Genomic DNA, 24,322 nt, shown 5'->3' on the forward strand with positions numbered 1-24,322 from the left:
GGCGGCGGATCCGCCGCCGGTGCCGCCGGCGGGGGTGGCGGTGGCTCGGGCTCCGGATCGCCGGCCTGCACCGGCGGCGTCGGATCGACCGGCGGATTGTTGATGTCGCCTTCGGACGGCACCGGCACCGGCGGCAGTTGGGAAGGCGGCGGCGGCGGCTCGGTTGCCGGAGGTTCGGGCTCGGGCGCCGCCGCCGGTTCGAGCGCCGGCGGCGCCGCGGCCGGCGATGTCGGCGTTATCAACGACGAGCGCAGATACCAGTTCTCCGCGCTGCCTGCGGTGACGCCACCCTTGAACAGATAGTATTCGAAGGCGCCTGCCGCGACCGGCCCGTCGAGCGCGAAGGCGCCAGCGCTGGAGGTGGCGCCGTTGACCGCCTGGACGACCATGATGCCGTCCTGCGTCGTCTCGGCACCCGCGCCGCCGACATTGACCACCCCGATGCCGGTCGAGCCGGAAGCGGTGCCGCCCGACAGCACCAGCCTGTCCGAGGCCGAGGAATCATCGCCGAGCTCTGTCTGGATGAGCAGCAAGCCGCCAAGCCCGGTGTAATTGCCCGAAATCGTCAGCCGGTCCGTCGCGCCCGTACTGCCGTTGGTCAGGTCGATGCGGCCGGCATTGACGACATTCGCAAGCTGGCCCGACGTAAAGGCCTGGATCGAGGCGTTGAAGCCGCCGCCATAGAGCGTGCTGGCGGCATCGACGCTGAGCGAGCCGGTGCCGGTGCCGCTGTCTCCCAGCACCAGATTGCCGTCCAGCGTGAGTTCGGTGTCATTGGTGGCGTCGATGCTCTCCCAGTTCTGCACCCGGCTGATGCCATCGAGCTTGACGTTGTCGAAAGTCAGTGTGTCGGTGCCGAGGCCGCCATTCAACGCGTCGGCGCCGCCCAGATTGGAATTGGTCAGGTTGCTCAGCTTCGCCGTGTCGTTGTCGGCGCCGAGGTCGACGGCGCCATAGATGATGCCGCCGCCGTCCCAGACGAAACTGTCGGCTCCGAAGCTCATCAGCACATCGCCGCCGACCGTGCCGCCGGTAACCGTCACGCTGTCATTGCCGCCGCTGACGCTGATATTGCCGCCGATCGTGCCGCCCGAAAGGATGATCGTATCCTTATCGAAGCCGGTGACCAGATTGCGGTCGATTGTGCCGCCGGACATGTTGAAATAGTTCTGGTCGAGCTTCATGTTGACGCGGCCGATGCGGCCGCCGGTCATCACCGCATGGTCGCCATCGTCGAAGAAATCGACAATGCGTCCGTCCGTCATGGTGAAGGTGTCGAGGCCATCACCCTGGTTGAGTGAACCGATCTGGCCGCCGCTCATGTTGAAGTCGTCGATGCCCGAGCCTTGCTGCACATCGCCGACGACGGTGCCGGCGCCGATGGTGAAGAAATCGGCGCCACCGCCCTGGTCGACCGTGCCGGTGATGGTACCGGACTGCATGTTGATGCGATCCGAACCGACACCGAAGGTGACATTGCCGCTCACCTGGCCGGTGCCGCCGGCGGGAAAGGTCAGCGTGTTGTCGCCGTTCAGATCGTTGAGGCTCCCGCCCGAATCGCCGCTGTCGCAGATGAAGGTGTCGTTTCCGGCGGTCGGAACGAGCAGGCATGCGGCGAAGGCCGCGGAATTGGGAAGCAACGCCAGCGACGTCGCGGCAAGAACGCCAAGCATCCGAGGATGAAACATCAACGGTACATGCCGTTCCAGAACAACTAATTTAGCGATGTCTTCCGAACCGCCATTCGGAAGCCTGTTTTCAAAGCGCCGCACCGCGTCCCTCCAAGATTCGCGATTGCAAGCCCCCACCATGTGCCGCAATGAAGACACAATTCGTTCCGTTTTACAAAGCCTAATCTGCGCCTCATGGTTGATGAACTGGAAAACGGGCCGGACAGAACTGCGCTTTGATTGAGCCAGAATCGGCGCTTGGCGCGCGCCTCGCTAACCCTCCAAAGCGTGTTGGCGACAGCACATGCGCTGGCGCGGCCCGACAGTCCGCTGTCGGCATTGTTTACGACGCGCGGCCGATTTGTCGGAGAATTGACCCGCGACGGATCTTGGCTTAAAAACTGGCTCGGCCAGATTTTTTCGAGATCCGAAAAAAATAATGGCAGGGGAGGAAACCATGTATCTCGGCCTCGACCTGGGCACGTCGGGCGTCAAGGCGCTGCTGATCGATGCCGGACAGACCATCATCGGTTCCGGCCATGGCGCGCTCGATGTTTCGCGGCCGCATCCCGGCTGGTCCGAACAGGATCCGGCCCACTGGATACGCGCCTGCGAAGACGCGATTGCCGAACTGAAGGCCTCCCATCCCCGGCAGTTCGCAGCGGTAAAAGGCATTGGCCTATCCGGCCAGATGCATGGCGCGACCTTGCTCGATTCCTCTGACAAGGTGCTGCGCCCCTGCATCCTGTGGAACGATACGCGCAGCCATGTCGAGGCGGCCGCGCTCGACGCCGACCCGCGGTTTCGCGAGCTGACCGGCAACATCGTCTTTCCCGGTTTCACCGCGCCGAAGCTCGCCTGGGCGAAGAACAACGAACCCGCCGTCTTCGCCAAGGTGGCCAAGGTGCTGCTGCCCAAGGATTTCCTGCGGCTATGGCTGACCGGGGAGCATATTTCGGAAATGTCGGATTCGGCCGGCACTTCCTGGCTCGACGTCGGCAAGCGACGCTGGTCCGCCGACCTGCTCGCGGCGACTTCGCTCGACGAAAGGCACATGCCGTCCCTGGTCGAGGGTACGCAGAAGGCCGGTGGGCTGCGCGCCGAGCTGGCGTCGACATGGGGCGTGGAAGCCGGCATCCCGATTGCCGGCGGCGCCGGCGACAATGCGGCTTCCGCCTGCGGCATGGGCACGGTCCGTGCCGGCCATGCCTTCGTGTCGCTCGGCACGTCGGGCGTGCTGTTTGCCGCCAACGCATCCTATTTGCCCAACCCGGCAAGCGCGGTCCACACTTTCTGCCACGCGCTGCCCAATACCTGGCACCAGATGGGCGTCATCCTGTCGGCGACCGATTCGCTCAACTGGCTCTCGGAAATCTCGGGCAAGAGCGCCGGCGACCTGACCGGAGAACTTGGCGACACGCTGAAGGCGCCGACCGGCGTATCCTTCCTGCCCTATCTCTCGGGCGAGCGTACGCCGCACAATGATTCGGTCATTCGCGGCTCCTTCACCGGACTGGCGCATGAATCGAGCCGCGCCGTGCTGACCCAGGCCGTGCTTGAAGGCGTGGCGTTCGCCTTCCGCGACAGCCTCGAAGCGTTGAGGACAGCCGGCACGAGCTTGACACGCGTGACGGCGATCGGCGGCGGCTCGCGTTCGCGCTACTGGCTGAAGGCGATCGCCACCGCGCTTCAGGTGCCGGTCGATATCCCGGCTGACGGCGATTTCGGCGCCGCCTTCGGCGCGGCCAGGCTGGGGCTGATCGCGGCGACGGGCGCCGATCCGCTCAGCGTGTGTACCGCGCCGAGGACGGATGCGACCATTGAGCCGGATGGCGCGCTAGGCGGTGCCTATGCCGATGCCTACCAGCGCTACCGGGCACTCTATCCGGCGATCAGGGCGGTAACCGCGTGAGTATGCGCGAGGCGCCCCCCTCTGCCCTGCCGGGCATCTCCCCCACAAGGGGGGAGATTAGCAGCTTGGGCGCCTCGCTCATTCCTGCAAGGCTGGAGATTAGCGAAGGCCGGCGCGACACCCCATCTCCCCCCTTGTGGGGGAGATGGCCGGCAGGCCAGAGGGGGGCGCTTGGCGCCCACCCTAACAGCAAAGTCTCATTGCGCAGGAACCTTGTCCAGAAACCCAGTGATGCTCTTCAGGCGGCCGTTCTCGATGATGCCGATATCGGTGCCTTCGATGATGGAAGGCGTGCCTTCCGGGCCGAGATTCCAGGAAAAGCGGATCTTGTCGGCAAACCCGTCCGGTGTGCCTTTCAGCGAAAAGCGGAAGCCGGCAAAGCGCTGCTGCACGCCGTCGATCAGCGCCGCGATGCCTTCATGGCCGTCGCCTTGCATGATGGGATCGCGGTAGCTGACGTCTTCGGTGAAAGTCGCCTTGAGCAGGGCCTGACGGCGCGCGGCGTCGCTCTCATTCCAGGCGGTGATGTAGCTTTCGGCGATCTTGTTGAAATCGGTCATGATCTGTCTCCTTCGTTGGCTTTGACATGACCTTTTTCGCCCAATGGAAGAACGGAACCAATTACGCCTGAGGTAATCGGGCGGAACCTTTTTGGAGAGGAAGGAAACCATGAGCAGCGGCTTTTTCGGCGACACCCAGAAGATCAAATATGAGGGGCCGGATTCGACCAATCCGCTGGCTTACCGGTTCTACAACCCGGACGAGCTGGTGGCCGGCAAACGGCTGGAAGACCATCTGCGCTTCGCCGTGGCCTACTGGCATTCCTTCGCCTGGCCGGGTGGTGATCCGTTTGGCGGCCAGACCTTCGATCGGCCGTGGTTCGCCAAGGCCGGCGGCGTCGATACGATGGAACTGGCAAAACTGAAAGCAGATGTAGCCTTCGAGATGTTCTCGCTGCTCGGCGCGCCCTATTTTTGTTTCCACGATGCCGACGTGCGACCCGAGGGCAAGGATTTCTCCGAAAGTGCCGCCCGCCTCGACGAAATCGCGGACTATTTCGCCACCAAGATGAAGCAGACCGGCGTCAAGCTCCTGTGGGGCACGGCGAACCTGTTCTCGCACCGCCGCTTCATGTCGGGCGCCGCGACAAACCCCGATCCGGATGTGTTTGCCTATGCGGCGGCGACGGTGAAGAGCTGCATCGACGTCACCAAGCGGCTGAAGGGCGAGAACTATGTTCTGTGGGGCGGACGCGAGGGCTACGAGACGCTGCTCAACACCGACCTTGCCCGCGAGCAGGAGCAGGCCGGCCGTTTCCTCAACCTCGTCGTCGACTACAAGCATAAGATCGGCTTCAAGGGCACCATCCTGATCGAGCCGAAGCCGCAGGAGCCGACAAAACACCAGTATGACTACGATGTCGCGACCGTTTATGGTTTCCTCAAGCGCTTCGGCCTGGAGAAGGAGGTCAAGCTCAATATCGAGCAGGGCCACGCCATCCTCGCCGGCCATTCCTTCGAGCACGAACTGGCGTTGGCCAACGCGCTCGGCATCTTCGGCTCGATCGACATGAACCGCAACGACTACCAGTCGGGCTGGGACACCGACCAGTTCCCCAACAACGTGCCGGAGATGGCGCTGGCCTATTACCAGGTCCTGCAGGCGGGCGGCTTCAAGACCGGCGGCACCAATTTCGACGCCAAGCTGCGCCGCCAGTCGCTCGATCCGCAGGATCTGCTGATCGGCCATATCGGCGGCATGGATGCCTGCGCGCGCGGCCTGAAAGCGGCCGCCAAGATGGTCGAAGACAAGGCGCTGTCGGCTCCGCTTGCCGAGCGCTACGCGGGCTGGAACAGCGCCGAGGCCAAAGCGATGCTTGCCGGCAAGCGTACGCTGGAGGACATCGCTGATCGCGTCGTGAAGAAGAAGATCGAGCCGCAGCCGCGCTCCGGCCGCCAGGAACTGCTGGAGAACATCGTCAACCGCTATGTGTGAGAAACGATTCGCCGGAAATCCTCACTGACAGCCGGATTTGATGCCTGGAATCGTTTGCGCTCGGGGCCAAGACCAACAGCAAGGTTTTGCCCCGCATCGCCCCTCAATAGCCTCGCTCTTGCCTTCAAACGGCCGTCACGAATCTCCTATAAGAAGGGCTCGTGGCGGGAGAGGAAGAAGGAGGCGAAACGATATGCAGCACGAACGTGAAATCGACGCCCTGCTCTCACATAGCGAGGCGGGATCGATCATCGACCGGCTGATGGCAATGCCGCATCCGAAACAGGGCACGCGCAGCACCAACGAATGGGATCGCGCCGTCGCCAGCCGTTTCGAGACTCATCTTGCAAGACAGATGCGCTCGCAGATCGATGGCGGCAGCGACCGCCAGAGCGCAGCCTGATTCGTATTGTTTGCGCATCCCTGACTGTTGCGCGATACACAGCTAACCCCGGCGCAGCCTGACCGGCGCCTCGCCGAAAGCTCTTGAAAACGCTCTCGAAAATGCCGCGGCGGACGAAAATCCCGTCCGCCCGGCAATGTCGGCCATCGCCACCCTGGTGTCGACCACCAGCCGGCGCGCCGCGCCCAGGCGCAATCTGAGATAATAGGCGCCCGGCGTCTCGCCGATCGACTTGCGGAAGATGCTCTCCAGTGTCCGCGCCGTAACCCCGGCGCGCTTTGCCACCGCTTCTACGGTCAGCGGCTGGTCGACATGCGCTTCCATCAGCCGGATGGCTTGCGCCAGCCGGGGATCGTAGCCGTCGAGCCGGCCAAGCGAGACCAGCGGCTGTGCGTCGGTGGCCGCACGGGCCTGGTCGTAAATGAAGACGCTCGCCACATCGAGCGCCACGGCCATGCCAAGGCGGGTGCGAACGAGGTGCAGCATCAGGTCGAAGGTCGGCGAGGCGCCGCCCGAGGTGAAGACCGGCCCGTCGATGACGTAACGGTCCGGGCGGACGTCGACGCCCGGAAAGGCCGACGAGAAATCTTCCATGTCTTCCCAATGGGTGGTGGCGCTGCGGCCTTCGAGCAAGCCGGCTCGCGCGACCAGCCATGTACCGGCCTCGACGCCGCCGCACGCGCGGGCCATCCGCGCCGCACGGCGCAGGCCCGAGAGCAGAGCCGACGTCGCATAATTCTGCGTGCCGAAACCGGCGACGACGACAAGAACGTCGGTCGGCTCGGCCGCATCGAAGCGGCCGCTGACCGCCACCGGCAGGCCGCAAGTGGTGACCGGCGCCTCGCCGGTTACGGAAACCAGCTTGAAATCGAACAATGTCTCGCCGGATATGCGGTTGGCGGCGCGCAGCGGGTCGACCGCCGAGGCCACGCACATGATGGACGAGCCGGAAAACACCAGCAGCGTCACCTTGAGCGGCGAGCGCTCGGCGCGAAAGATCGTCAATTTTTCGCCTTTAGTCATGGAAGCTTCGTAAAACGCAAAGCAGTTTTCGGCAAGCCGGGCGATGCTTGGCGCCTGTTTCGACTGGGAGGAGAGTTCCATGCCGCTTGCGATCAACCGTGAGGTTTTCATTACCTGTGCCGTGACCGGGTCCGGCGGCACGCAGGACCGCAGCCCGCATGTGCCGCGCTCGCCCAAAGAGATCGCCGATTCTGCCATCGACGCGGCCAAGGCGGGTGCGGCAATCGTCCACTGCCATGTGCGCGACCCCGAAACCGGCAAGCCCCGGCGCGACGTTCATCTCTACCGCGAAGTGACCGAGCGCATCCGCGAGGCAAATGTCGACGTGGTGCTGAACCTCACCGCCGGCATGGGTGGCGACATGGTGTTCGGCTCGCCCGAGGCGCCGCTGCCGCTGAATGAAAAGGGCACCGACATGGGCGGCGCCACCAACCGCATGGAGCATGTGCGCCAGTGCCTGCCGGAGATCTGCACGCTCGACTGCGGCACCATGAACTTCGCCGAGGCCGACTATGTCATGACCAACACGCCCGGCATGCTGCGCGCCATGGGCGGCATGATGACCGCGCTCGGCGTCAAGCCGGAGATCGAGGCCTTCGACACCGGCCATCTGTGGTTCGCCAAGCAGTTGGTCGAGGAAAAGGTGCTGAAGCCGGATGCGCTGGTGCAGCTTTGCATGGGCGTGCCGTGGGGGGCGCCTGACGACCTCAACACCTTCATGGCCATGGTCAACAACGTGCCCTCAAGCTGGAACTGGTCGGCCTTCTCGATCGGCCGCAACCAGATGGCCTATGCCGCCGCCGCGGTGCTGGCCGGCGGCAATGTCCGCGTCGGTCTCGAAGACAATCTCTGGCTCGACAAGGGCGTGCTGGCGACCAATGCGCAGTTGGTCGAGCGCGCCGCCAGCATCGTCACCAATCTCGGCGCCAGGATTCTCGGCCCGGAAGAGGTGCGCAAGAAGCTGAACCTGACGAAGCGGGCGCCGCTGGCGGCATAAATTATTCGCAGGGAGGGTCGATATGGCTACCGTAAAATTCACGGCGATGAAGGATGGCGACAGGGAAGACTACGAATTCCTGACCGCGCACGAGATCGACTATGCCGCCAGGACCGGCGAGCGGCTGCTCGACGCGCTGGTGCAGCTCGACGAGGGCTTGTCGGGCTACAAGATCACCCGGCTCGGCCATTCGCTCCAGGCGGCGACGCGGGCCTGGCGTGATGGCGCCGACACCGACTGGATCGCCTGCGCCTTGCTGCATGACATCGGCGATATCTACGCGCCCTACAATCACGACGAATACGCCGCCTCGATCCTAAAACCCTTCGTGCGCGAGCAATGCACCTGGGTGGTGGAAAAGCACGGCGACTTCCAGCGCCTCTATTACGCCCATCATCTCGGCGGCAACCGCCACGCGCGCGACCGCTTCGCCGGCCATGCCTATTTCGAGGATTGCGACCAGTTTTGCGAACGCTGGGACCAGTCGAGCTTCGACCCCGACTACGAGACGCTGCCGATCGAGTTCTTCCGACCTTTCGTGCTCGAAGTCTTTGCCCGCAAAGCCTACGACCCATCGGTGATCCGTGCGGGCGAGCGCGTACCTCTGTCGGATCCACAGACAGCCAGCAAAAGAACCGGAGCCTGACAATGAGCATCATCAACAAGGCGGCCGCCATCGGCGGCGGTGTCATCGGCGCCGGATGGGTGGCGCGGCTGCTCCTCAATGGCATCGACGTTTCGATCTTCGATCCCGATCCCGAAGCCTCGCGCAAGGTCTCGGAAGTGATGAAGGGCGCGCGCCGCGCCTACAAGCAGATGGTTCCAGGCGGCCTGCCGAAGGAGGGCAGACTGACCTTCGCCAAGACCATCGCCGAGGCGGTCGCCGACGCCGATTTCATCCAGGAAAGCGTGCCGGAGCGGCTCGATCTCAAGCACAAGGTGCTGGCCGAGATCGACACCCATGCGCCGGCCAACGCCATCGTCGGCTCGTCCACATCAGGCATCAAGCCGACCGACATGCAGGTGGCGATGAAGAAACATCCGGAGCGGCTGGTCGTCGGCCACCCGTTCAACCCGGTCTATCTCCTGCCGCTGGTCGAGATCGTCGGCGGCGACCAGACCTTTCCCGAGGCGATCGAGGTCGCCAGGGAGATCTATGCCTCGATCGGCATGAAGCCTGTCGTCATTCGCAAGGAAATCGAGGCCTTCGTCGGCGATCGTCTGCTGGAAGCCGCCTGGCGCGAGGCGCTGTGGCTGATCAAGGACGGCATCTGCACCGTCGAGGAACTGGACGACATCATGCGCTATGGCTTCGGCCTGCGCTGGGCGCAGATGGGCATGTTCCAGGTCTATCGCGTCGCCGGGGGCGAAGCCGGGATGCGCCATTTCATGGCGCAGTTCGGCCCCTGCCTGAAATGGCCGTGGACCAAGCTGATGGACGTGCCGGAGTTCAACGACGAGTTGGTCGACCTGATCGCCACGCAGTCGGACGACCAGGCGCATGGCCTGTCGATTCGGGAACTGGAAAAGATCCGCGACGACAATCTGGTCGCCATCATGGATGCGCTCTCGAAGCAGAACAAGGGCAAGGGCTGGGGCGCCGGCGCACTGCATAAGGACTATACTAGGCAGTTGGCCAAGCTGGCGGCGAAAAAGCCGGCTGCGTCCAAGGCGGCCGAGAAGGCGAAGGCCTCCAAGCCGGTGAAGAAGGCGGAAAAGCCAAAGAAAAAGAAGAAAGGCTGAGACCATGGATTTCGGTCTGTCGGAGGAACAGAAGCTCATTGTCGAGACGACGCGCGCCTTCGTCGAGAATGAGCTTTACCCGCATGAGCGCGAGGTCGAGCGTACCGGCGTGCTGCGTCGCGAACTGATCGAGGAACTCAAGGCCAAGGCGATCGAAGCCGGGCTCTATGCCGCCAACATGCCGGCCGACGTCGGCGGCGCGGGGCTCGATACGGTGACTTGGCTGCTCTACGAGAAGGAACTCGGCCGCGCCAATTACGCGCTGCACTGGACCTGCGTGGCGCGCCCCTCCAACATCCTTTTGGCCGGCACGCCGGAGCAGCGCGAAAAATATCTGTTCCCCTGCATCCGCGGCGAGAAATGGGACTGCCTGGCGATGACCGAACCGGGCGCCGGGTCAGACCTGCGCGGCATGAAAGCGACCGCCGTTCAGGATGGCGGCGATTGGGTGCTGAACGGCACCAAGCATTTCATCAGCCACGCCGATCTCGCCGACTTCGCCATCGTCTTCATGGCTTCGGGCGAAGAGGATTCGCCGCGCGGCAAACGCAAGAAGATCACCGCCTTCTTCGTCGACAAGGGCACCAAGGGGTTCACGGTGCGCGACGGCTACCGCAACGTCTCGCATCGCGGCTACACCAACGCCATCCTCGAATTCGACGATTGCCGCCTTCCGGCAAGCCAGGTGTTGGGCGAAGTCCACAAGGGTTTCGACGTTGCCAATTCCTGGCTCGGCGCCACCCGCCTGCAGGTCGGCGCCACCTGTCTCGGCCGCGCGGAGCGGGCGCTCGGCCACGCGGTCGAATACGCCGCGCAGCGGCAGCAATTCGGCCAGCAGATCGGCAAGTTCCAGGGCGTGTCGTTCAAGCTCGCCGACATGGCGACGGAGCTCAAGGCCGCCGACCTGATGGTGTTCGAGGCCGGCTGGAAGTACGATCAGGGCACCGTCACCGACCAGGACATGGCCATGGCCAAGCTGAAGGCCACCGAAATGCTTGCCTTCGTCGCCGACGAAGCCATCCAGATCCATGGCGGCATGGGGCTGATGGACGACCTGCCGCTGGAGCGCATCTGGCGCGATGCGCGCGTCGAGCGCATCTGGGAAGGCACGTCGGAGATCCAGCGCCACATCATTTCGCGGGCGCTGCTGCGCCCGTTCGGGGCCTAATCCATGCACAAGCTTGAACGTCTTCTGCGCCCTAGATCGATCGCCGTGTTCGGCGGCGCGCAGGCCGCCGCGGTCGTGGCACAGTCGATCAAGATGGGCTTTGCCGGCGAGATCTGGCCGGTGCACCCGAGCAAGGACGAGGTCGCCGGCCGCAGGGCGTATCGTTCGATCGCCGACCTGCCCGGCGCACCGGACGCCGCCTTTGTCGGCGTCAACCGACACCTGACCATCGAAGTGATCAAGGCGCTGGCCGAACGCGGCGCCGGCGGCGCGGTCTGCTTTGCCGCCGGTTTCCTCGAAACCGAAGCCTATGACGCCGATGGCGAGCGGCTGCAGGCCGAACTGGTCGCCGCCGCCGGCCAGATGCCGATCATCGGGCCGAACTGCTACGGTCTGATCAACTATGCCGACGGCGCGCTTTTGTGGCCCGACCAGCATGGCGGCATCAGGCTGGCCGACGGGGGCAAGGGGGTGGCCATCATCACCCAGTCGTCCAACATCGCCATCAACATGACGATGCAGAAGCGCGGCCTGCCGATCGCCTTCCTGATGACCGCCGGCAACCAGGCGCAGACCGGGCTCTCCGAAATGGCGCGCGGGCTGATCGAGGACGAGCGCGTCACCTCGCTCGGCCTGCACATCGAGGCTTTCGATTCGGTAGCCGGCTTCGAGCGGCTGGCGGCACGCGCGAGGGAATTGAAAAAGCCGATCATCGCCATGAAGGTAGGCCGCTCGGAACAGGCCAGGCAAGCGACCGTCTCGCACACCGCGTCACTCGCCGGCTCCGACGCAGCGTCCGGGGCCTTCCTGAAACGCCTGGGCATCGCGCGCGTCGATTCCATCCCCGCCTTCATCGAGGCGCTGAAGCTGCTGCATGTCACCGGCCCGCTGCCCGGCTACAGCCTGTCATCGATGAGCTGTTCGGGCGGCGAGGCGTCGGTCATGGCCGACAGCGCCGAAGGCCGCTGGGTCAACTTCCCGGTGCTGACGGAAGAACACCGCGCCCATGTCAAGTCGACGCTCGGGCCACTGGTCGCGGTCGCCAATCCATTGGACTACCACACCTTCATCTGGAACAACGAGCCGGCGATGACCGCCACCTTCACCGCCATGGTGTCGGGCGGCTTCGACCTCAACATGCTGGTGCTCGACTTCCCGCGCCCGGACCGCTGCTCGGTGACCGACTGGTGGGCGACGCTGCGCGCCTTCGAATCGGCGCTCAAGACCAACAAGGCGCATGGCGCGATCGTCTCGTCACTGCCTGAGAACCTGCCCGAGGAATACACCGCCGAGCTGATGGCGCGGGGCATGGTGCCGCTGTTCGGCATCTCCGAGGCGATGGATGCCGCCCAGGCGGCCGCCTTCATCGGCTGGGCCTGGCGCGAGCCGCAGGCGCAGCCGGTCGACACCTCCGCTTCCGGTGCTGCCGGCGGCGAGCATGTCACGCCCGACGAGGCGCAAGCCAAGGCGCGGCTGATCAAGGCCGGGCTGCCCGTGCCCAAGGGCGAGCGCGCCGGCAGTGCCGTCGAGGCGGTGATCTCGTCCATGGCGCTCGGCTTCCCCGTCGCACTGAAGGCGCTGGGTGTCACCCACAAATCCGAGGTCGGCGCTGTCAGGCTCAACCTCAGGGACGCCGAATCCGTCAGCACGGCGGCGCACGACCTTTTGCCGCTCGGCACGGGCCTCTATGTCGAGCGCATGGTGCGCGACGGCGTCGCCGAGCTGATCGTCGGCTTCACCCGCGATCCAATGTTCGGCGCTGTCATGACGCTGGGCACCGGCGGCGTCCTGGTCGAGCTCTTGCGCGACAGCGTGACGCTGATGCTGCCGGCGACGCGCGACGACATCGAGGCCGCACTTCGCGGCCTCAAACTGTTCCCGCTGCTCGAAGGCTACCGTGGCCGGCCCAAGGCCGATATCGCGGCCGCCATCGACGCCATCTCGGGCATTGCTGCCTTCGTGCAGACGAATGCCGGCGAGATCGAGGAACTCGACATCAATCCGCTGATCGTCTGCGCGGAAGGCAAGGGCGCCTGGATCGCCGACGCGCTTCTGGTGCTGGGAGAAAACAAGAATGCCTGACGTCATTTCGACCCGCCGTGAAGGTTCGATCCTCGAGGTCACGCTCGACCGGCCCAAGGCCAACGCCATCGACCTCAAGACCTCTCGGCTGATGGGGGAGACCTTCAAGGCGTTCCGCGACGATCCGGAACTGCGGGTCGCCATCGTCAAGACCGCAGGCGACAAGTTCTTCTGCGCCGGATGGGATCTGAAGGCGGCCGCCGGCGGCGATGCGGTCGACGGCGATTATGGCGTTGGCGGCTTTGCCGGGCTGCAGGAACTGCGCGACTTGAACAAGCCGGTCATCGCCTGCGTCAACGGCATGGCGGTGGGCGGCGGCTTCGAACTGGCGCTGTCTTGCGACCTCATCTACGCCTCCGACCATTCCTCCTTCGCGCTGCCGGAGATCCGCGCCGGCACGCTTGCCGACGCCGCGACCATCAAACTGCCGAAGCGCATCCCCTACCATGTCGCCATGGACCTTTTGCTCACCGGCCGCTGGATGGACGTTGCCGAGGCGCATCGCTGGGGCTTGGTCAACGAGGTGCTGCCGAAGGAGAAGCTGGAAGACCGTGTCTGGGAGATCGCCCGCCTGCTCGCCAGCGGCCCACCGCTTGTCTTCGCCGCGATCAAGGAAACCGCGCGCGTGGCGGAAGCGCTCACCTTCCAGGACGCGATGAACAAAGTGACGCGCCGGCAGTTGGCGACGGTGGACGCGCTTTATGGTTCTGAGGACAACATGGAAGGTTTTCGGGCCTTCGCCGAAAAGCGCGACCCGGTTTGGAAGGGGAAGTGACTCTGCGGAGATGACAGCGCCAAGCACCCCCCTCTGCCCTGCCGGGCATCTCCCCCTCAAGGGGGAGATTGGCAGCTTCAGGCTCGGCGCTTTTCCGGCGACGTAGAAGATTGGCGAAAGCCTTCGCGACATCCGATCTCCCCCCTTGAGGGGGAGATGGCCGGCAGGCCCGAGGGGGGCGCCCAGACTCGACGTTGGCAATTGGCCCAGTCACGATGACCGATTACAAAATCCTCATCGACACCGAGACCCGGGCCTTCATCGAGCGGACCAGTTCCTATTATCCGCCGGATACGGTCGACTACACGATTGCCGAACAGCGCGAGATCTATGACCGCATGTGCCGGGAGTTCTTTGCCGGCTATCCCGAGGGGGTGACAGCGGAAACCACCGCTATTGCGGGGCCGGCGTGCAATATCCCGATCCGCATCTACCGCAGCGCATCGCAGGCCACGGCAACGGTGCTCTATTGCCACGGCGGCGGTTTCATCCTTGGCGGGCTCGACAGCCATGACGACGTCTGCGCCGAGCTTTGCGGCCGCACCGGCTATGAGGTGGTCTCGGTCGACTACAGGCTGGCGCCGGAGCACCTGCATCCGGCCGCCTTCGACGACGCGATGAACGCCTTCGAGTGGACGGCAGCTTCCTATGCGCAACCGGTCCTGCTGTGCGGCGACAGCGCCGGCGGCAATCTCTGCGCGGCGGTCAGCCATGCCACGCGCGGCCACGCGAAGAGGCCGATCGGGCAGGTGCTGATCTATCCAGGGCTCGGCGGCGACCGTTCGCGCGGTTCCTATGTGAGGCACGCCGAAGCGCCGATGCTGACCACGCGCGACTTGGAATTCTACAAGCACATCCGTACCGGCGGCGTGGACCAGACCGGTGACATCACCTTGTATCCGCTCGCCGACGCCGATTTCGCCAACCTGCCGCCAACGGTGCTGATCACCGCCGAGTGCGACCCGCTGTCGTCGGACGGCGAGGCCTATCGGGACCGGATCGTTGCGGCCGGCGGGCGGGCCACTTGGTTGGAGGAGAAAGGGCTGGTGCACGGCTATCTCAGGGCGAGGCACACGGTCGGCCGCGCCCGCGCCAGCTTCACCCGCATCGTCGAGGCGGTGTCGGCGCTCGGCAAGGGCGAGTGGATCTGGTGAGAGCTCCTGGCATGGGAATTGACAGAAGATGACCAAGTCGGCGAGTGCCGGAAATCCGTTTGGCCGGTGGGTCTGATCGCGCGGCTTATCCGCAACGCAATCCTGTCCGAAATGCGGCTGTCCGGCGCTCAGGCCACCGAACGCGCCGCCGCCCGGCCGGCGCTGCGGCCGGAGAAGATGCAGCCTCCCAGGAACGTGCCTTCCAGCGCCGCGTAGCCATGCACGCCACCGCCGCCGAAACCGGCGGCTTCGCCGACCGCATAGAGGCCCTGAACCGGCTCGCCATCCGCTCCCAGCACGCGGCTTTCGAGGTCGGTCTGCAGGCCGCCCAGCGTCTTGCGGGTCAGGATGTTGAGGCGGACCGCGATCAGCGGGCCGTTGGTGGGGTCGAGCATCTTGTGCGGCTTGGCCGTGCGGATCAGCCGGTCGCCGAGATAGGCCCGCGCACCGCGCAGCGCGGTGATCTGCATATCCTTGGAGAAGGGATTGTCGAGCTGCCGGTCGCGGGCGCGGATCTCGCGCTCGACTTGCGCCACGTCGAGCAGCGGTTCGCCGCCGGCCAGCTTGTTCATGCGCGCCACCAGATCGGGCAGTTCGGCCTCGATGATGAAATCCTCACCCTTGTCCATGAACGCCTTGACCGGGCCCGGAATGCCTGATGTGGCGCGGCCGAGCACCTGGCGCCAGCTCTTGCCGGTCAGGTCCGGGTTCTGCTCGGAGCCCGACAACGCGAACTCCTTCTGGATGATTTTTTTGGTCAGGATGAACCAGGAATAATCGAAGCCGGTGCTCATGATGTGGCTGAGCGTGCCGAGCGTATCGAAACCGGGGTAAAGCGGCACCGGCAGGCGCTTGCCGCGCGCGTCGAGCCACAGTGAGGACGGACCGGGCAGGATGCGGATCGCATGGTCGGTCCAGATCGGCGCCCAGTTCCTGATGCCCTCGACATAGTGCCACATGCGATCGCGGTTGATGACGCTGCCGCCGGCGTTTTCCGTGATCGCCAGCATGCGGCCGTCGACATGGTCGGGCACGCCTGTGATCATGCGCTTCGGTGCCGCACCCAGCCGTTTGGGCCAGTTTTCCCGGACCAGCTGATGGTTGCCGCCGATGCCGCCGGAAGCGACGATCACGGCCTGCGCACGAAGCTCGAAATCACCTGATATCTCACGCGAGCTTTTGTGGCCGCGTTCCACGGTGCTCGGCTCGAGGATGTCACCTCGCACACCGGTCACGGCGTTGCCGGTTCGCGTCAGTTCGTTGACCCGATGGCGGAATTTGAGGCAGATCAATCCGCGCTTCTCGGCCTCGCGTACGCGCAGCACGAAGGGCTCGAGCACGCCGGGACCGGTGCCCCAGGTAATGTGGAAGCGCGGCACGGAATTGCCATGGCCGATGGCATTGCCGCCACCGCGCTCGGCCCAGCCGACCACCGGGAAGAATTTCATGCCGCGCTCGAGCAGCCAGGAGCGCTTCTCGCCGGCAGCGAAGCCGACATAGGCTTCCGCCCATTGGCGCGGCCAGTGATCCTCCGGCCGGTCGAAAGCGGCGGTGCCCAGCCAGTCCTCGAGCGCCAGCTCGTGCGAATCGCGGATGCGCATGCGCCGCTGCTCGGGCGAATCGACGAGGAACAGGCCGCCGAACGACCAGAAGGCCTGGCCCCCTAGCGACTGTTCCGGCTCCTGGTCGACGATGACGACCTTCTTGCCGGCCTCGGCCAGCTCCGCGGCGGCAACCAGCCCGGCAAGCCCGGCGCCGACAATGATCACATCCGCGTCGTCAGCCAATTCCCCCTCCCCTTAGCTGGCTAATGTGTGGGTCCCGAACCGGATTTATATCAATGCCGGTCAGACCGCCTCCCAACCGTCCTTGCCGCCGGCGCGGAAGATGGCGTCGATGACCTTCTGGTTGAGCACGGATTCCTCCAGCGTGAAGACCCGCTCCTTGCCGTCCTGGGCCGCGCGCGCGAAGGTCTCGACCTCCAGCCGGTACTGCTGCGTGCCGGGAAAGCGGAACACCTGCGCCTCGGTGTGGTTCTGATTGTGCAGCTCGATGCGGTGGTGATCGTAGAGCCCGGCATTGAAGGGCGAGAACACCTCGATGAACCCGTTCTCGCCATGGAACACCATCACCTGGCGCGCGGCCATCTGGGTCGAGAGATAGAAGGACAGTTCGAAGTCGCCGAAATCGGCGCGGATCGAGGAATAGATGTCGGTGCCGAATTTTTTGTCGCGCTCGATCGTCGCTTGCACGCGCAGCGGTTCCTTGCCGGTGGAAAAGCGCGTCGAGACGGTCGGGTAGACGCCGATGTCGGGCAGCGCGCCGCCGCCGAGATCGAGCTGGTTTCGCATGTTGTTGGGGTCGACATTGTAATAGGAAAACGCGCCCTGGACGTGGCGCAGCCGGCCGATGGCGCCGCTGGCGATGAGGTCGCGCACCTTGATCCATTGCGGGTGGTAGACGACCATGAAAGCTTCGCAGACCAGCACCTTCTTCTGGTCGCGCAGCTTGATCAGCGGCGGGATGTCCTTGGCGTCGAGCGCCAACGGCTTTTCGACCAGCACATGTTTTCCCGCCTGGATGGCCTTGGCCGTCCATTCAACATGCTGCGATGTCGGCAGCGGGATATACACGCCGTCGATCTCGTTCGAGGCGAGCAACTCCTCATAGGAACCGAAAGCATGCGGCGCGCCGAAGCGGTCGGCCAGCGCACGAGCCTTCGAGTGATCGCGGCTGGCGATGGCGGACAGCACGCCATTCTCCGCCTCCACGATCGCCGGCAAAAGCTGCTCGCGGCCGATCTTGGCCGTCGACAATACACCCCATCGGAACATCAGGCTTCTCCATGTCGATTATGTCGATGGAGGTGTGCCCTAATTCAGGGAAAAAGCCAATCTGCGCCGCCGTCGTCTGCGCTGCATCGCTTCGTTTCTTGCTTCGCCTCGGCATGACCAACTCGCCAAGGCTAACTCCTCTTTCCCGTCAGCGTCATGTCGAAGTCGACGACATTGGAATAGAGCGGCGTGCCAACATCCATGCCGTAGCGCGACCGCAGCACCTTGCCGGTGACGTGGAATTTGATCGTGCCGGACTTGAGGCTGTCGAGCTCGGCGGTGAACTTTTCCGCAAACGTCTTGCCGCGCGCCGTCAGCCGGCCGGTGACCAGGGCCGTCTTATCGCCGGTGCGGGTCACGCTGGTCGAGCGGAACTGGATTTCGGGGCTGTTGGCCGCATCGAACACCGCGTCGGAGCGCAGGAAGGCATCGATGCGGCCCTGGCCGGTGCCGACGCTTTCGGGAAAGATGGTGAGGTCGACCTTCGAGCGCCCGACATCGCTGTTGTCGATGCGGATCGTTCCCTTGAAGTGGGCAAACGCACCATCGAACCCGCCGCCGCCGGCCTTGCCGATGGTGAAGCGGATCGAGGAGGCAGCCTGGCTGATCGTATAGCTGCCGGCGGCATCGCCAAGGACAACTGCTGCCCAGACGGGCACGGCAAGGCAAGTGGTAAGGACCGCCGATCCGAGGATGCGCGCATACATGAGATTATTTCCTTTTTTGGAGGCAACGCTCTTCGCGCCTCGCTTACAAACGAGGCCAAAACCCGTTCTATTCCCGGCCTGAGGAAGGCGTGACCATGCGCGCGAGCACATCGTCCTTCAGCCGGAAATGATGGCGCAATGCCGCTGCGACATGCAGCGCCACGAGGGCGGCGGCGGCATAGGCGAGATACCAGTGCGCAGCCGCCCAGAAATTTTCGGCGGCGTCGGATTCGGCAAGCGGCAGATTGGGCATCACGAACAGGTTGAACGGCATGCTGGGGATCTCCAGCGTCGAGACCGAGACCAGCGCCCAGCCGGACAGAGGCAGAGCAAGCTGGAAAGCGTAAAGCGCCAGGTGAACGAGCGGCGCCGCCCGGCGCTCCAAGGTTCCGACCGAGGAAGGCAAGGCCGGCGCCGCATTGCCGAGCCGCCAGGCGATGCGCAGGATGACAAGGCCGAGCAGCAGGAACCCCAGCGACTTGTGCAGCTGGATGAGCTCGAAAGCCGCGCGCTGGCTGCTGATGCGGACCATCACGAAACCGAGTGCGAACTGGCCGATGAAGACCAGCCCGATCAGCCAGTGAAGCAGGATTGCCGCCCAGCCGTAGCGGGTCGGGGTATTTATGATCGAAGCTCGCATGGAAGGCGAACGAATGCCGCGTCGGCTTTCTTCCACCCTCCCTACAAGGGAGAGGAGAGCCTATTCGCTCACCTTGAAGAAATCGACAAAAGCCCTGAGCGCCGGACGCATCTGGCGGCGGCTCGGATAGTAGACGAAGAAACCGTCGAAGGATGGACACCAATCCTCCAGCACGCGAACGAGCCGGCCATCGCGGAGCGGCTCGCGGACATAATCCTCGAAGACGAAGGCAAGCCCGGTCCCGTCGACCGCCGCCTGGGCGATCAGTTGGTCTTCGTCGAGAATCAACGGTCCCTCGACCGCCAACTCGATCTCCTCGCCATCCTTGGCGAATTCCCAGCGATAGAGAATACCGCTCGAGAAGCGGAAGCGGATGCAGCGATGGTCGGACAAGTCACGCGGATGGCGCGGCCTGGGCATGGTGTCGAAATAGGAGGGAGCACCGACCACGGCGCCGCGGATATCGGGCCCGATGCGCACCGCGATCATGTCGCGTTGCAGGCTTTCGCCAAGCCGCACGCCGGCATCGAAACCGCCTTCCACCACGTCGGTAAAGCGGTCCTCGATGACGATCTCCAGCACGATATCGGGATAGGCTGATGCAAAGGCGCCGAGCCGTGGCGTCAGCACCAGGTGCGCTGCCGTGCGCGGCACGCTGAGCCGCAGATTGCCGGCCGGCCGGTCACGCGCCTCGACCGCCGTCTCCAGGGCCAGGTCGATCTCCGACAGCGCCGGCCGCAATCGTTCCAGCAACCGCGCGCCCTCTTCGGTCGGGGAAACGCTGCGGGTGCTGCGTGCCAACAGCCGCACGCCAAGCCGCGCCTCAAGGCTGGATACGGCATGGCTGACCGCCGACGGCGCGATCGCCAGTTCCCTGGCCGCGCCGCGAAAGCTGCCGCATTGGGCAACAGTTGCCAGCACCGCAAGCTGTGAAAGATGTGCTCGGTTCATTGATCTATTTTCTAGAATGCCCCGTGCACAGATGAGCCGATTATCGAACATAAGGCAAGGCGCTATCTCCTGAGCATCGCAACAAGGAGACGCGTGATGAAAACCCGCAAACTCGGTACTGAACTGGAAGTTTTCCCGGTCGGCCTCGGCTGCATGGGCATGAGCTTTGGCTATGGCGGCCAGCCGGAAGCCGAGGCGATCGCCACCTTGCATCGCGCCGTCGAGATCGGCGTCAATTTCTTCGACACGGCGGAGGTCTACGGGCCCTACGAGAACGAGATCCTGCTCGGCAAGGCACTGAAGCCGGTGCGCGAGAAGGTGACGATCGCCACCAAATTCGGCTTCAAGATCCTGGAGGAAGGCACCGGCACCGATCGGATGGCGGGTGTCGACAGCCGCCCCGAACACGTCAAGGCCGTCGCCGAGGCGTCGCTGAAGCGGCTGGGCACCGATGTCATCGATCTCTACTACCAGCACCGCGTCGATCCGAACGTGCCGATCGAGGATACGGTCGGCGCCATGGCCGAGCTGGTGCGCGAAGGCAAGGTGCGCGCGCTCGGCCTTTCGGAAGCGAGTGCCGCCACCATCCGCCGGGCGCATGCGGTGCATCCGATCGCGGCCGTGCAGAGCGAATACTCGCTGTGGAGCCGTGACCCCGAGGACGATGTGTTCGCCGTCTGCCGCGAACTCGGCATCGGCTTCGTTCCCTACAGCCCGCTCGGCCGTGGCCTGCTCACCGGCACGATCGCCAAGCCGGAAACGCTTGATGACAACGATTGGCGCCGTACCTTGCCGCGCTTCCAGGCCGACGCCATGGAAGCCAATGCCAAGGTTGTCGCTACGCTGGAGAAGCTGGCGACCGAAAAGGGGGTGACCTCGGCGCAACTGGCGCTGGCCTGGGTGCTGCACCAGGGCGATTTCATCGTGCCGATCCCCGGCGCGCGGAAAATCCGCCATCTCGAGCAGAACACGGCGGCGGCGGCGATCGAGCTGAGCACGGCGGAGGTTGCGGCGATCGGCGATGCCCTGTCGCCCGACAAGGTCATGGGCAAGCGCTACACCGAGGAATTGCTGGCGTTGGTGAATGGGTGAGGAGTCTCGGCGCCTTTGGCTGAGGCGTTGGTGCGAGACGCCCCCCTCTGCCCTGCCGGGCAGAGGGGGATGCCTCGCTCAGACATTCTTGATCTGTGCGCCCCTACCACGGCACTACCGTGATCTCCGGCCAGTTCGCCTTGGCTCGTGCCCCCTTCACCTCATGCGTTCGCCGATTGTCCATTACCCGGTTCGGCGTGATGCGGAACGAGAAGACGTCGTCGAGACCGAACGGCGCCACAAGTTCCAGTTGACCATCCGCGTCGTATCGCAGCCCGACCGCATGCGTCTTCGACGCAAAGAACCGGACCGACTCGCTCGAACTTGTGTAACGCGGACAGGGCCGCCCGAACTTCTGCGGGTACCACAAATGCACCCGCGCCTGGTTGCGCACCTCGACCGGCAGGGGCAGCCCCTGGAAGTGCTTCGCCGCCCGGCGGATGACGGCGTCTTCGGCCTCGTAGGACAGGTCGCTGTCGTCGAAATAGAACAGGTCGACATCCTTGATGCCATAACCCGACGGCTTTCCCGTCAGATGGTTCCAGACCGAGTTGTAGAGCACGCCGGAGACCACCAGCCAGTCGGGCAGAGCAAGGCGACGTGCCCGAGCCAGAGCGTCATGGAGCAAGACGTCCTTCGACACGACATCGAGAAACGCAGCACGCTGTGTTTCGAACGGGAGCCCGGAATAGCGCAGATGGTCCATCGCCCTTTGGAGGGCGATTCGCCACGTTCCCGCAATCCCGGAAAGAGGCTATGCTCTGAGCACGCCTCCGGTCTGCTTGCCGACATTCTCGACGATGCGCTTGGCCAGAGCCTCGAAATCCTCGTCGGTCAGCGTCTTCTCGACCGGCTGGATCGACACTTCGATGGCGATGGACTTCTTGCCCTCGCCCAGTGACGCACCCTCGAAAACATCAAAGACCGAGACGCCGGTGACCAGCTTCTTGTCCGCGGCGAGCGCCGCGCGTACCAGCGTGCCGGCCTCGACCGCCTTGTCGACGACGAAGGCGAAGTCGCGCTTCACCGCCTGGAAGGCGGAGAGATCCAGCCTGGGCTTGGTTTTCGTCGGCTTTGCCTTGGGCTCGGGCACGGCATCGACATACACTTCGAAGCCGCAGAGCGGGCCGGAGACGTCGAGGCCTTCCAGCGTTTTGGGATGAAATTCACCGAACGTGCCGAGCACCGTCTTCGGTCCGAGCTTGATCGTTCCGGAGCGACCAGGATGGTACCAGGACGGGCCGCCGGCCTCGATCTGCAGCCGCTCGACCGGCGCGCCGCAGGCTTCCAGTGCGGCGATGGCATCAGCCTTGGCGTCGAACACGCCGACCGGACCGGAATTGCCAGCCCAGTTGCGGCCGGAACCGTCGAGCTTGGCGGTGCCGCGCCGCACGCCGGCGGCGACGCGCCGTTGCTGGTCGGCGCCGTCGCCCTCATAGGTGCCGGAGACCTCGAACAACGCCACGTCGCCAATGCCCTTGTCGGCATTGCGCTGGGCGGCTGCGATCAGGCCGGGCAGCAGCGAGGGCCGCATGTCGGACATGTCGGCGGCGATCGGGTTGGCGAGCTTGAGCGACGCCTGCCCGCCGAACAGTTCGGCGTGCCTGGCGGGGATGAACGACCAGGTGACCGCCTCCATCATGCCGCGCACGGCCAGCGCCCGCTTGGCCGCGCGAGTGCGGATCTGCAGCGTCGTCAGGATCTTGCCGTTGACCGCGTCATGCGCACCGAGCGGCTGCGAAGCGATGTTGTCGACGCCGTGGATGCGCATTACCTCCTCGACCAGGTCGGCCTTGCCGTCGACATCGGGGCGCCAGGACGGCACGGCGATATTGACGACATCGCCCGAGCCCTCAGGCCTGAAGCCGAGACGCGTGAGAATATCGAGGCTTTCCGCCGTCGGCACGTCTATGCCGGTCAGCCGCTTCACTTCCGACAGCGGGAAGGAGACGATCTTGGGCTGATGGCCGGCATAGCCGGCCACCTCGATTTCCGTCGGCGTGCCGCCGCAGAAATCGAGCACCAGCCGGGTCGCGAGCTCAACGCCCGGCACCATGAATTCGGGGTCGACCCCGCGCTCGAAACGATAGCGGGCATCGGTGATGATGCCGAGCGCACGCCCGGTGCGGGCCGTGGTGATCGGGTCCCAGAGTGCGGATTCGATCAGCACGTCGGTCGTGTTCTCGTCGCAGCCGGAACGCTCGCCGCCCATGATGCCGGCGATCGATTCCACGCCATTGTCATCGGCGATGACGCACATCTCCGGCGTCAACGTGTATTCGCGGCCGTCGAGCGCCAGTACCTTTTCGCCATCCCTGGCGCGGCGCACGACGAGGTTGCCGGCGACCTTGCCGGCATCGAAGACATGCAGCGGCCGGCCACGATCGAAGGTGACGTAGTTGGTGATGTCGACCAGCGCGCTGATGGGCCTCAACCCAATAGCGATCAGCCGCTGCTGGAGCCATTTCGGCGACGGGCCGTTCTTGACGCCCTTGACCAGGTTGAGCGCGAAGCCGGGGCACAGTTCCGGCGCCTCGATCGTCACCTTGACCGGGCACATTCCATTGCCGACATGCGGCATGATGGCGCCGCCGACGAGGCGGCCGAGACCGCTCGCCGCCAGATCCCTGGCGATGCCGTAGACGCTGGTGGCATCAGGTCGGTTGGGCGTCAGATTGATCTCGATGACCGGATCGTCGAGATGGGCATAAGCGGCGAAGCTGGTGCCGACCGGCGCATCCTCGGGCAGGTCGATGATGCCGTCGTGCTCGTCGGAAAGCTCCAGCTCGCGCTCGGAACACATCATGCCGTGGCTTTCGACGCCCCGGATTTTGCCGACCGTCAGCGTCACGTCGATGCCGGGCACATAAGTGCCGGGCGCAGCGAAGGCGCCGATCATGCCCGCGCGTGCATTGGGTGCGCCGCAGACGACCTGCACGGGCGGCTTGCCGTCGCCGGTGTCGACGGTCAGCACCCGCAGCCGGTCGGCGTCGGGATGCTGCACCGCCGTCAGCACCCTGGCGATGACGAAGGGCTTCAGGCTCGCCTTGTCGTCGACATGCTCGACCTCGAGGCCGATCGAGGTCAGCCGCTCGACGATCTCATCGAGCGAAGCATCGGTCTCGAGGTGATCCTTGAGCCAGGAGAGGGTGAATTTCATGATGCTGTTCCGTAAT

Annotated in this window: 20 protein-coding genes and 1 pseudogene; 11 read left to right on the top strand and 10 right to left on the bottom strand. The window is 64.7% G+C overall.

What is annotated here, in order from left to right; all coding sequences use genetic code 11:
• Window positions 1-1,688: pseudogene (locus LB551_RS25225) on the bottom strand (autotransporter outer membrane beta-barrel domain-containing protein); the annotation flags it as partial.
• A gap of 439 nt (window positions 1,689-2,127) precedes the next feature.
• Between LB551_RS25225 and xylB the strand changes: the two are divergent.
• Entirely contained in the window at window positions 2,128-3,582 is a 1,455-nt protein-coding gene (xylB, locus tag LB551_RS25230) for a xylulokinase (RefSeq protein WP_224660963.1), read from the top strand.
• Window positions 3,583-3,779: 197 nt separating this feature from the next.
• Here the strand turns inward: xylB and LB551_RS25235 are convergent, their stop codons facing one another.
• Window positions 3,780-4,142, bottom strand: coding sequence for a nuclear transport factor 2 family protein (locus tag LB551_RS25235; RefSeq protein WP_224660878.1), 363 nt, complete (start codon window positions 4,140-4,142; stop codon window positions 3,780-3,782).
• 109 nt (window positions 4,143-4,251) lie between these two features.
• On the opposite strand from LB551_RS25235, the gene xylA reads away from it, so the two are divergent.
• Both xylA and LB551_RS25245 read left to right on the top strand, forming a co-directional pair.
• On the top strand, window positions 4,252-5,577 hold the full coding sequence (gene xylA, locus LB551_RS25240) for a xylose isomerase (protein WP_224660880.1): 1,326 nt from the start codon (window positions 4,252-4,254) through the stop codon (window positions 5,575-5,577).
• 193 nt (window positions 5,578-5,770) lie between these two features.
• On the top strand, window positions 5,771-5,980 hold the full coding sequence (locus tag LB551_RS25245) for a hypothetical protein (protein WP_224625940.1): 210 nt from the start codon (window positions 5,771-5,773) through the stop codon (window positions 5,978-5,980).
• 42 nt (window positions 5,981-6,022) lie between these two features.
• On the opposite strand, the gene LB551_RS25250 is transcribed toward LB551_RS25245, so the two are convergent.
• Window positions 6,023-7,003: a GlxA family transcriptional regulator gene (locus tag LB551_RS25250; protein WP_224625942.1), complete on the bottom strand. Its 981-nt coding sequence runs from the start codon at window positions 7,001-7,003 to the stop codon at window positions 6,023-6,025.
• Window positions 7,004-7,082: 79 nt separating this feature from the next.
• On the opposite strand from LB551_RS25250, the gene LB551_RS25255 reads away from it, so the two are divergent.
• The 7 genes from LB551_RS25255 (at window position 7,083) to LB551_RS25285 (ending at window position 14,922) form a co-directional block, all read left to right on the top strand.
• Window positions 7,083-8,000, top strand: coding sequence for a 3-keto-5-aminohexanoate cleavage protein (locus tag LB551_RS25255; RefSeq protein ID WP_224660882.1), 918 nt, complete (start codon window positions 7,083-7,085; stop codon window positions 7,998-8,000).
• A gap of 22 nt (window positions 8,001-8,022) precedes the next feature.
• Window positions 8,023-8,646, top strand: coding sequence for an HD domain-containing protein (locus LB551_RS25260; RefSeq protein ID WP_140550393.1), 624 nt, complete (start codon window positions 8,023-8,025; stop codon window positions 8,644-8,646).
• A gap of 2 nt (window positions 8,647-8,648) precedes the next feature.
• Entirely contained in the window at window positions 8,649-9,743 is a 1,095-nt protein-coding gene (locus tag LB551_RS25265; RefSeq protein WP_224625958.1) for a carnitine 3-dehydrogenase, read from the top strand.
• Between the two features lie 4 nt (window positions 9,744-9,747).
• Entirely contained in the window at window positions 9,748-10,911 is a 1,164-nt protein-coding gene (locus LB551_RS25270; protein WP_224660884.1) for an acyl-CoA dehydrogenase family protein, read from the top strand.
• Between the two features lie 3 nt (window positions 10,912-10,914).
• Window positions 10,915-12,993, top strand: a complete 2,079-nt coding sequence (locus LB551_RS25275; RefSeq protein ID WP_224660886.1) for an acetate--CoA ligase family protein — start codon at window positions 10,915-10,917, stop codon at window positions 12,991-12,993.
• Window positions 12,986-13,768: a carnitinyl-CoA dehydratase gene (locus LB551_RS25280; RefSeq protein WP_140550397.1), complete on the top strand. Its 783-nt coding sequence runs from the start codon at window positions 12,986-12,988 to the stop codon at window positions 13,766-13,768. Before LB551_RS25275 ends, LB551_RS25280 begins: the two co-directional genes overlap by 8 nt.
• Window positions 13,769-13,983: 215 nt before the next feature.
• Window positions 13,984-14,922 (top strand): alpha/beta hydrolase, encoded by a 939-nt coding sequence (locus LB551_RS25285; protein WP_224660888.1) that lies wholly within the window; start codon window positions 13,984-13,986, stop codon window positions 14,920-14,922.
• Between the two features lie 128 nt (window positions 14,923-15,050).
• On the opposite strand, the gene LB551_RS25290 is transcribed toward LB551_RS25285, so the two are convergent.
• The 5 genes from LB551_RS25290 to LB551_RS25310 form a co-directional block, all read right to left on the bottom strand.
• Window positions 15,051-16,709 (bottom strand): FAD-binding dehydrogenase, encoded by a 1,659-nt coding sequence (locus LB551_RS25290; RefSeq protein ID WP_224660891.1) that lies wholly within the window; start codon window positions 16,707-16,709, stop codon window positions 15,051-15,053.
• A 60-nt stretch (window positions 16,710-16,769) separates the two neighbouring features.
• Window positions 16,770-17,756, bottom strand: a complete 987-nt coding sequence (locus LB551_RS25295) for a Gfo/Idh/MocA family protein (RefSeq protein ID WP_224660893.1) — start codon at window positions 17,754-17,756, stop codon at window positions 16,770-16,772.
• Between the two features lie 131 nt (window positions 17,757-17,887).
• On the bottom strand, window positions 17,888-18,463 hold the full coding sequence (locus LB551_RS25300; protein ID WP_224660895.1) for a YceI family protein: 576 nt from the start codon (window positions 18,461-18,463) through the stop codon (window positions 17,888-17,890).
• Between the two features lie 67 nt (window positions 18,464-18,530).
• A complete protein-coding gene (locus tag LB551_RS25305; protein WP_224660897.1) occupies window positions 18,531-19,103 on the bottom strand; it encodes a cytochrome b in 573 nt (190 codons plus the stop codon).
• Window positions 19,104-19,163: 60 nt separating this feature from the next.
• Window positions 19,164-20,054, bottom strand: coding sequence for a LysR family transcriptional regulator (locus tag LB551_RS25310; RefSeq protein WP_224660899.1), 891 nt, complete (start codon window positions 20,052-20,054; stop codon window positions 19,164-19,166).
• 96 nt (window positions 20,055-20,150) lie between these two features.
• On the opposite strand from LB551_RS25310, the gene LB551_RS25315 reads away from it, so the two are divergent.
• A complete protein-coding gene (locus tag LB551_RS25315; RefSeq protein WP_140550404.1) occupies window positions 20,151-21,146 on the top strand; it encodes an aldo/keto reductase in 996 nt (331 codons plus the stop codon).
• 103 nt (window positions 21,147-21,249) lie between these two features.
• On the opposite strand, the gene LB551_RS25320 is transcribed toward LB551_RS25315, so the two are convergent.
• Both LB551_RS25320 and pheT read right to left on the bottom strand, forming a co-directional pair.
• Window positions 21,250-21,852 carry a nucleotidyltransferase family protein gene (locus tag LB551_RS25320; RefSeq protein ID WP_224660900.1) on the bottom strand — a complete coding sequence of 201 codons (603 nt, stop codon included), beginning with the start codon at window positions 21,850-21,852 and terminating at the stop codon, window positions 21,250-21,252.
• A gap of 48 nt (window positions 21,853-21,900) precedes the next feature.
• Window positions 21,901-24,306, bottom strand: a complete 2,406-nt coding sequence (gene pheT / locus LB551_RS25325; protein WP_224660901.1) for a phenylalanine--tRNA ligase subunit beta — start codon at window positions 24,304-24,306, stop codon at window positions 21,901-21,903.
• Window positions 24,307-24,322: the final 16 nt, after the last annotated feature.

Source organism: Mesorhizobium sp. BR1-1-2 (assembly GCF_020165435.1).
Taxonomy (GTDB): domain Bacteria; phylum Pseudomonadota; class Alphaproteobacteria; order Rhizobiales; family Rhizobiaceae; genus Mesorhizobium.

Bases quoted from the DNA above. Each gene is read 5' to 3' on its own strand.
- LB551_RS25235 (WP_224660878.1), bottom strand. From the start codon at position 4,142: ATGACCGATTTCAACAAGATCGCCGAAAGCTACATCACCGCCTGGAAT.
- LB551_RS25280 (WP_140550397.1), top strand. From the start codon at position 12,986: ATGCCTGACGTCATTTCGACCCGCCGTGAAGGTTCGATCCTCGAGGTC.
- LB551_RS25260 (WP_140550393.1), top strand. From the start codon at position 8,023: ATGGCTACCGTAAAATTCACGGCGATGAAGGATGGCGACAGGGAAGAC.
- LB551_RS25270 (WP_224660884.1), top strand. From the start codon at position 9,748: ATGGATTTCGGTCTGTCGGAGGAACAGAAGCTCATTGTCGAGACGACG.
- pheT (WP_224660901.1), bottom strand. From the start codon at position 24,306: ATGAAATTCACCCTCTCCTGGCTCAAGGATCACCTCGAGACCGATGCT.
- xylA (WP_224660880.1), top strand. From the start codon at position 4,252: ATGAGCAGCGGCTTTTTCGGCGACACCCAGAAGATCAAATATGAGGGG.
- LB551_RS25300 (WP_224660895.1), bottom strand. From the start codon at position 18,463: ATGTATGCGCGCATCCTCGGATCGGCGGTCCTTACCACTTGCCTTGCC.
- LB551_RS25315 (WP_140550404.1), top strand. From the start codon at position 20,151: ATGAAAACCCGCAAACTCGGTACTGAACTGGAAGTTTTCCCGGTCGGC.
- LB551_RS25310 (WP_224660899.1), bottom strand. From the start codon at position 20,054: ATGAACCGAGCACATCTTTCACAGCTTGCGGTGCTGGCAACTGTTGCC.
- LB551_RS25255 (WP_224660882.1), top strand. From the start codon at position 7,083: ATGCCGCTTGCGATCAACCGTGAGGTTTTCATTACCTGTGCCGTGACC.
- LB551_RS25265 (WP_224625958.1), top strand. From the start codon at position 8,649: ATGAGCATCATCAACAAGGCGGCCGCCATCGGCGGCGGTGTCATCGGC.
- LB551_RS25305 (WP_224660897.1), bottom strand. From the start codon at position 19,103: ATGCGAGCTTCGATCATAAATACCCCGACCCGCTACGGCTGGGCGGCA.
- LB551_RS25320 (WP_224660900.1), bottom strand. From the start codon at position 21,852: ATGGACCATCTGCGCTATTCCGGGCTCCCGTTCGAAACACAGCGTGCT.
- LB551_RS25275 (WP_224660886.1), top strand. From the start codon at position 10,915: ATGCACAAGCTTGAACGTCTTCTGCGCCCTAGATCGATCGCCGTGTTC.
- LB551_RS25295 (WP_224660893.1), bottom strand. From the start codon at position 17,756: ATGTTCCGATGGGGTGTATTGTCGACGGCCAAGATCGGCCGCGAGCAG.
- LB551_RS25285 (WP_224660888.1), top strand. From the start codon at position 13,984: ATGACCGATTACAAAATCCTCATCGACACCGAGACCCGGGCCTTCATC.
- xylB (WP_224660963.1), top strand. From the start codon at position 2,128: ATGTATCTCGGCCTCGACCTGGGCACGTCGGGCGTCAAGGCGCTGCTG.
- LB551_RS25245 (WP_224625940.1), top strand. From the start codon at position 5,771: ATGCAGCACGAACGTGAAATCGACGCCCTGCTCTCACATAGCGAGGCG.
- LB551_RS25250 (WP_224625942.1), bottom strand. From the start codon at position 7,003: ATGACTAAAGGCGAAAAATTGACGATCTTTCGCGCCGAGCGCTCGCCG.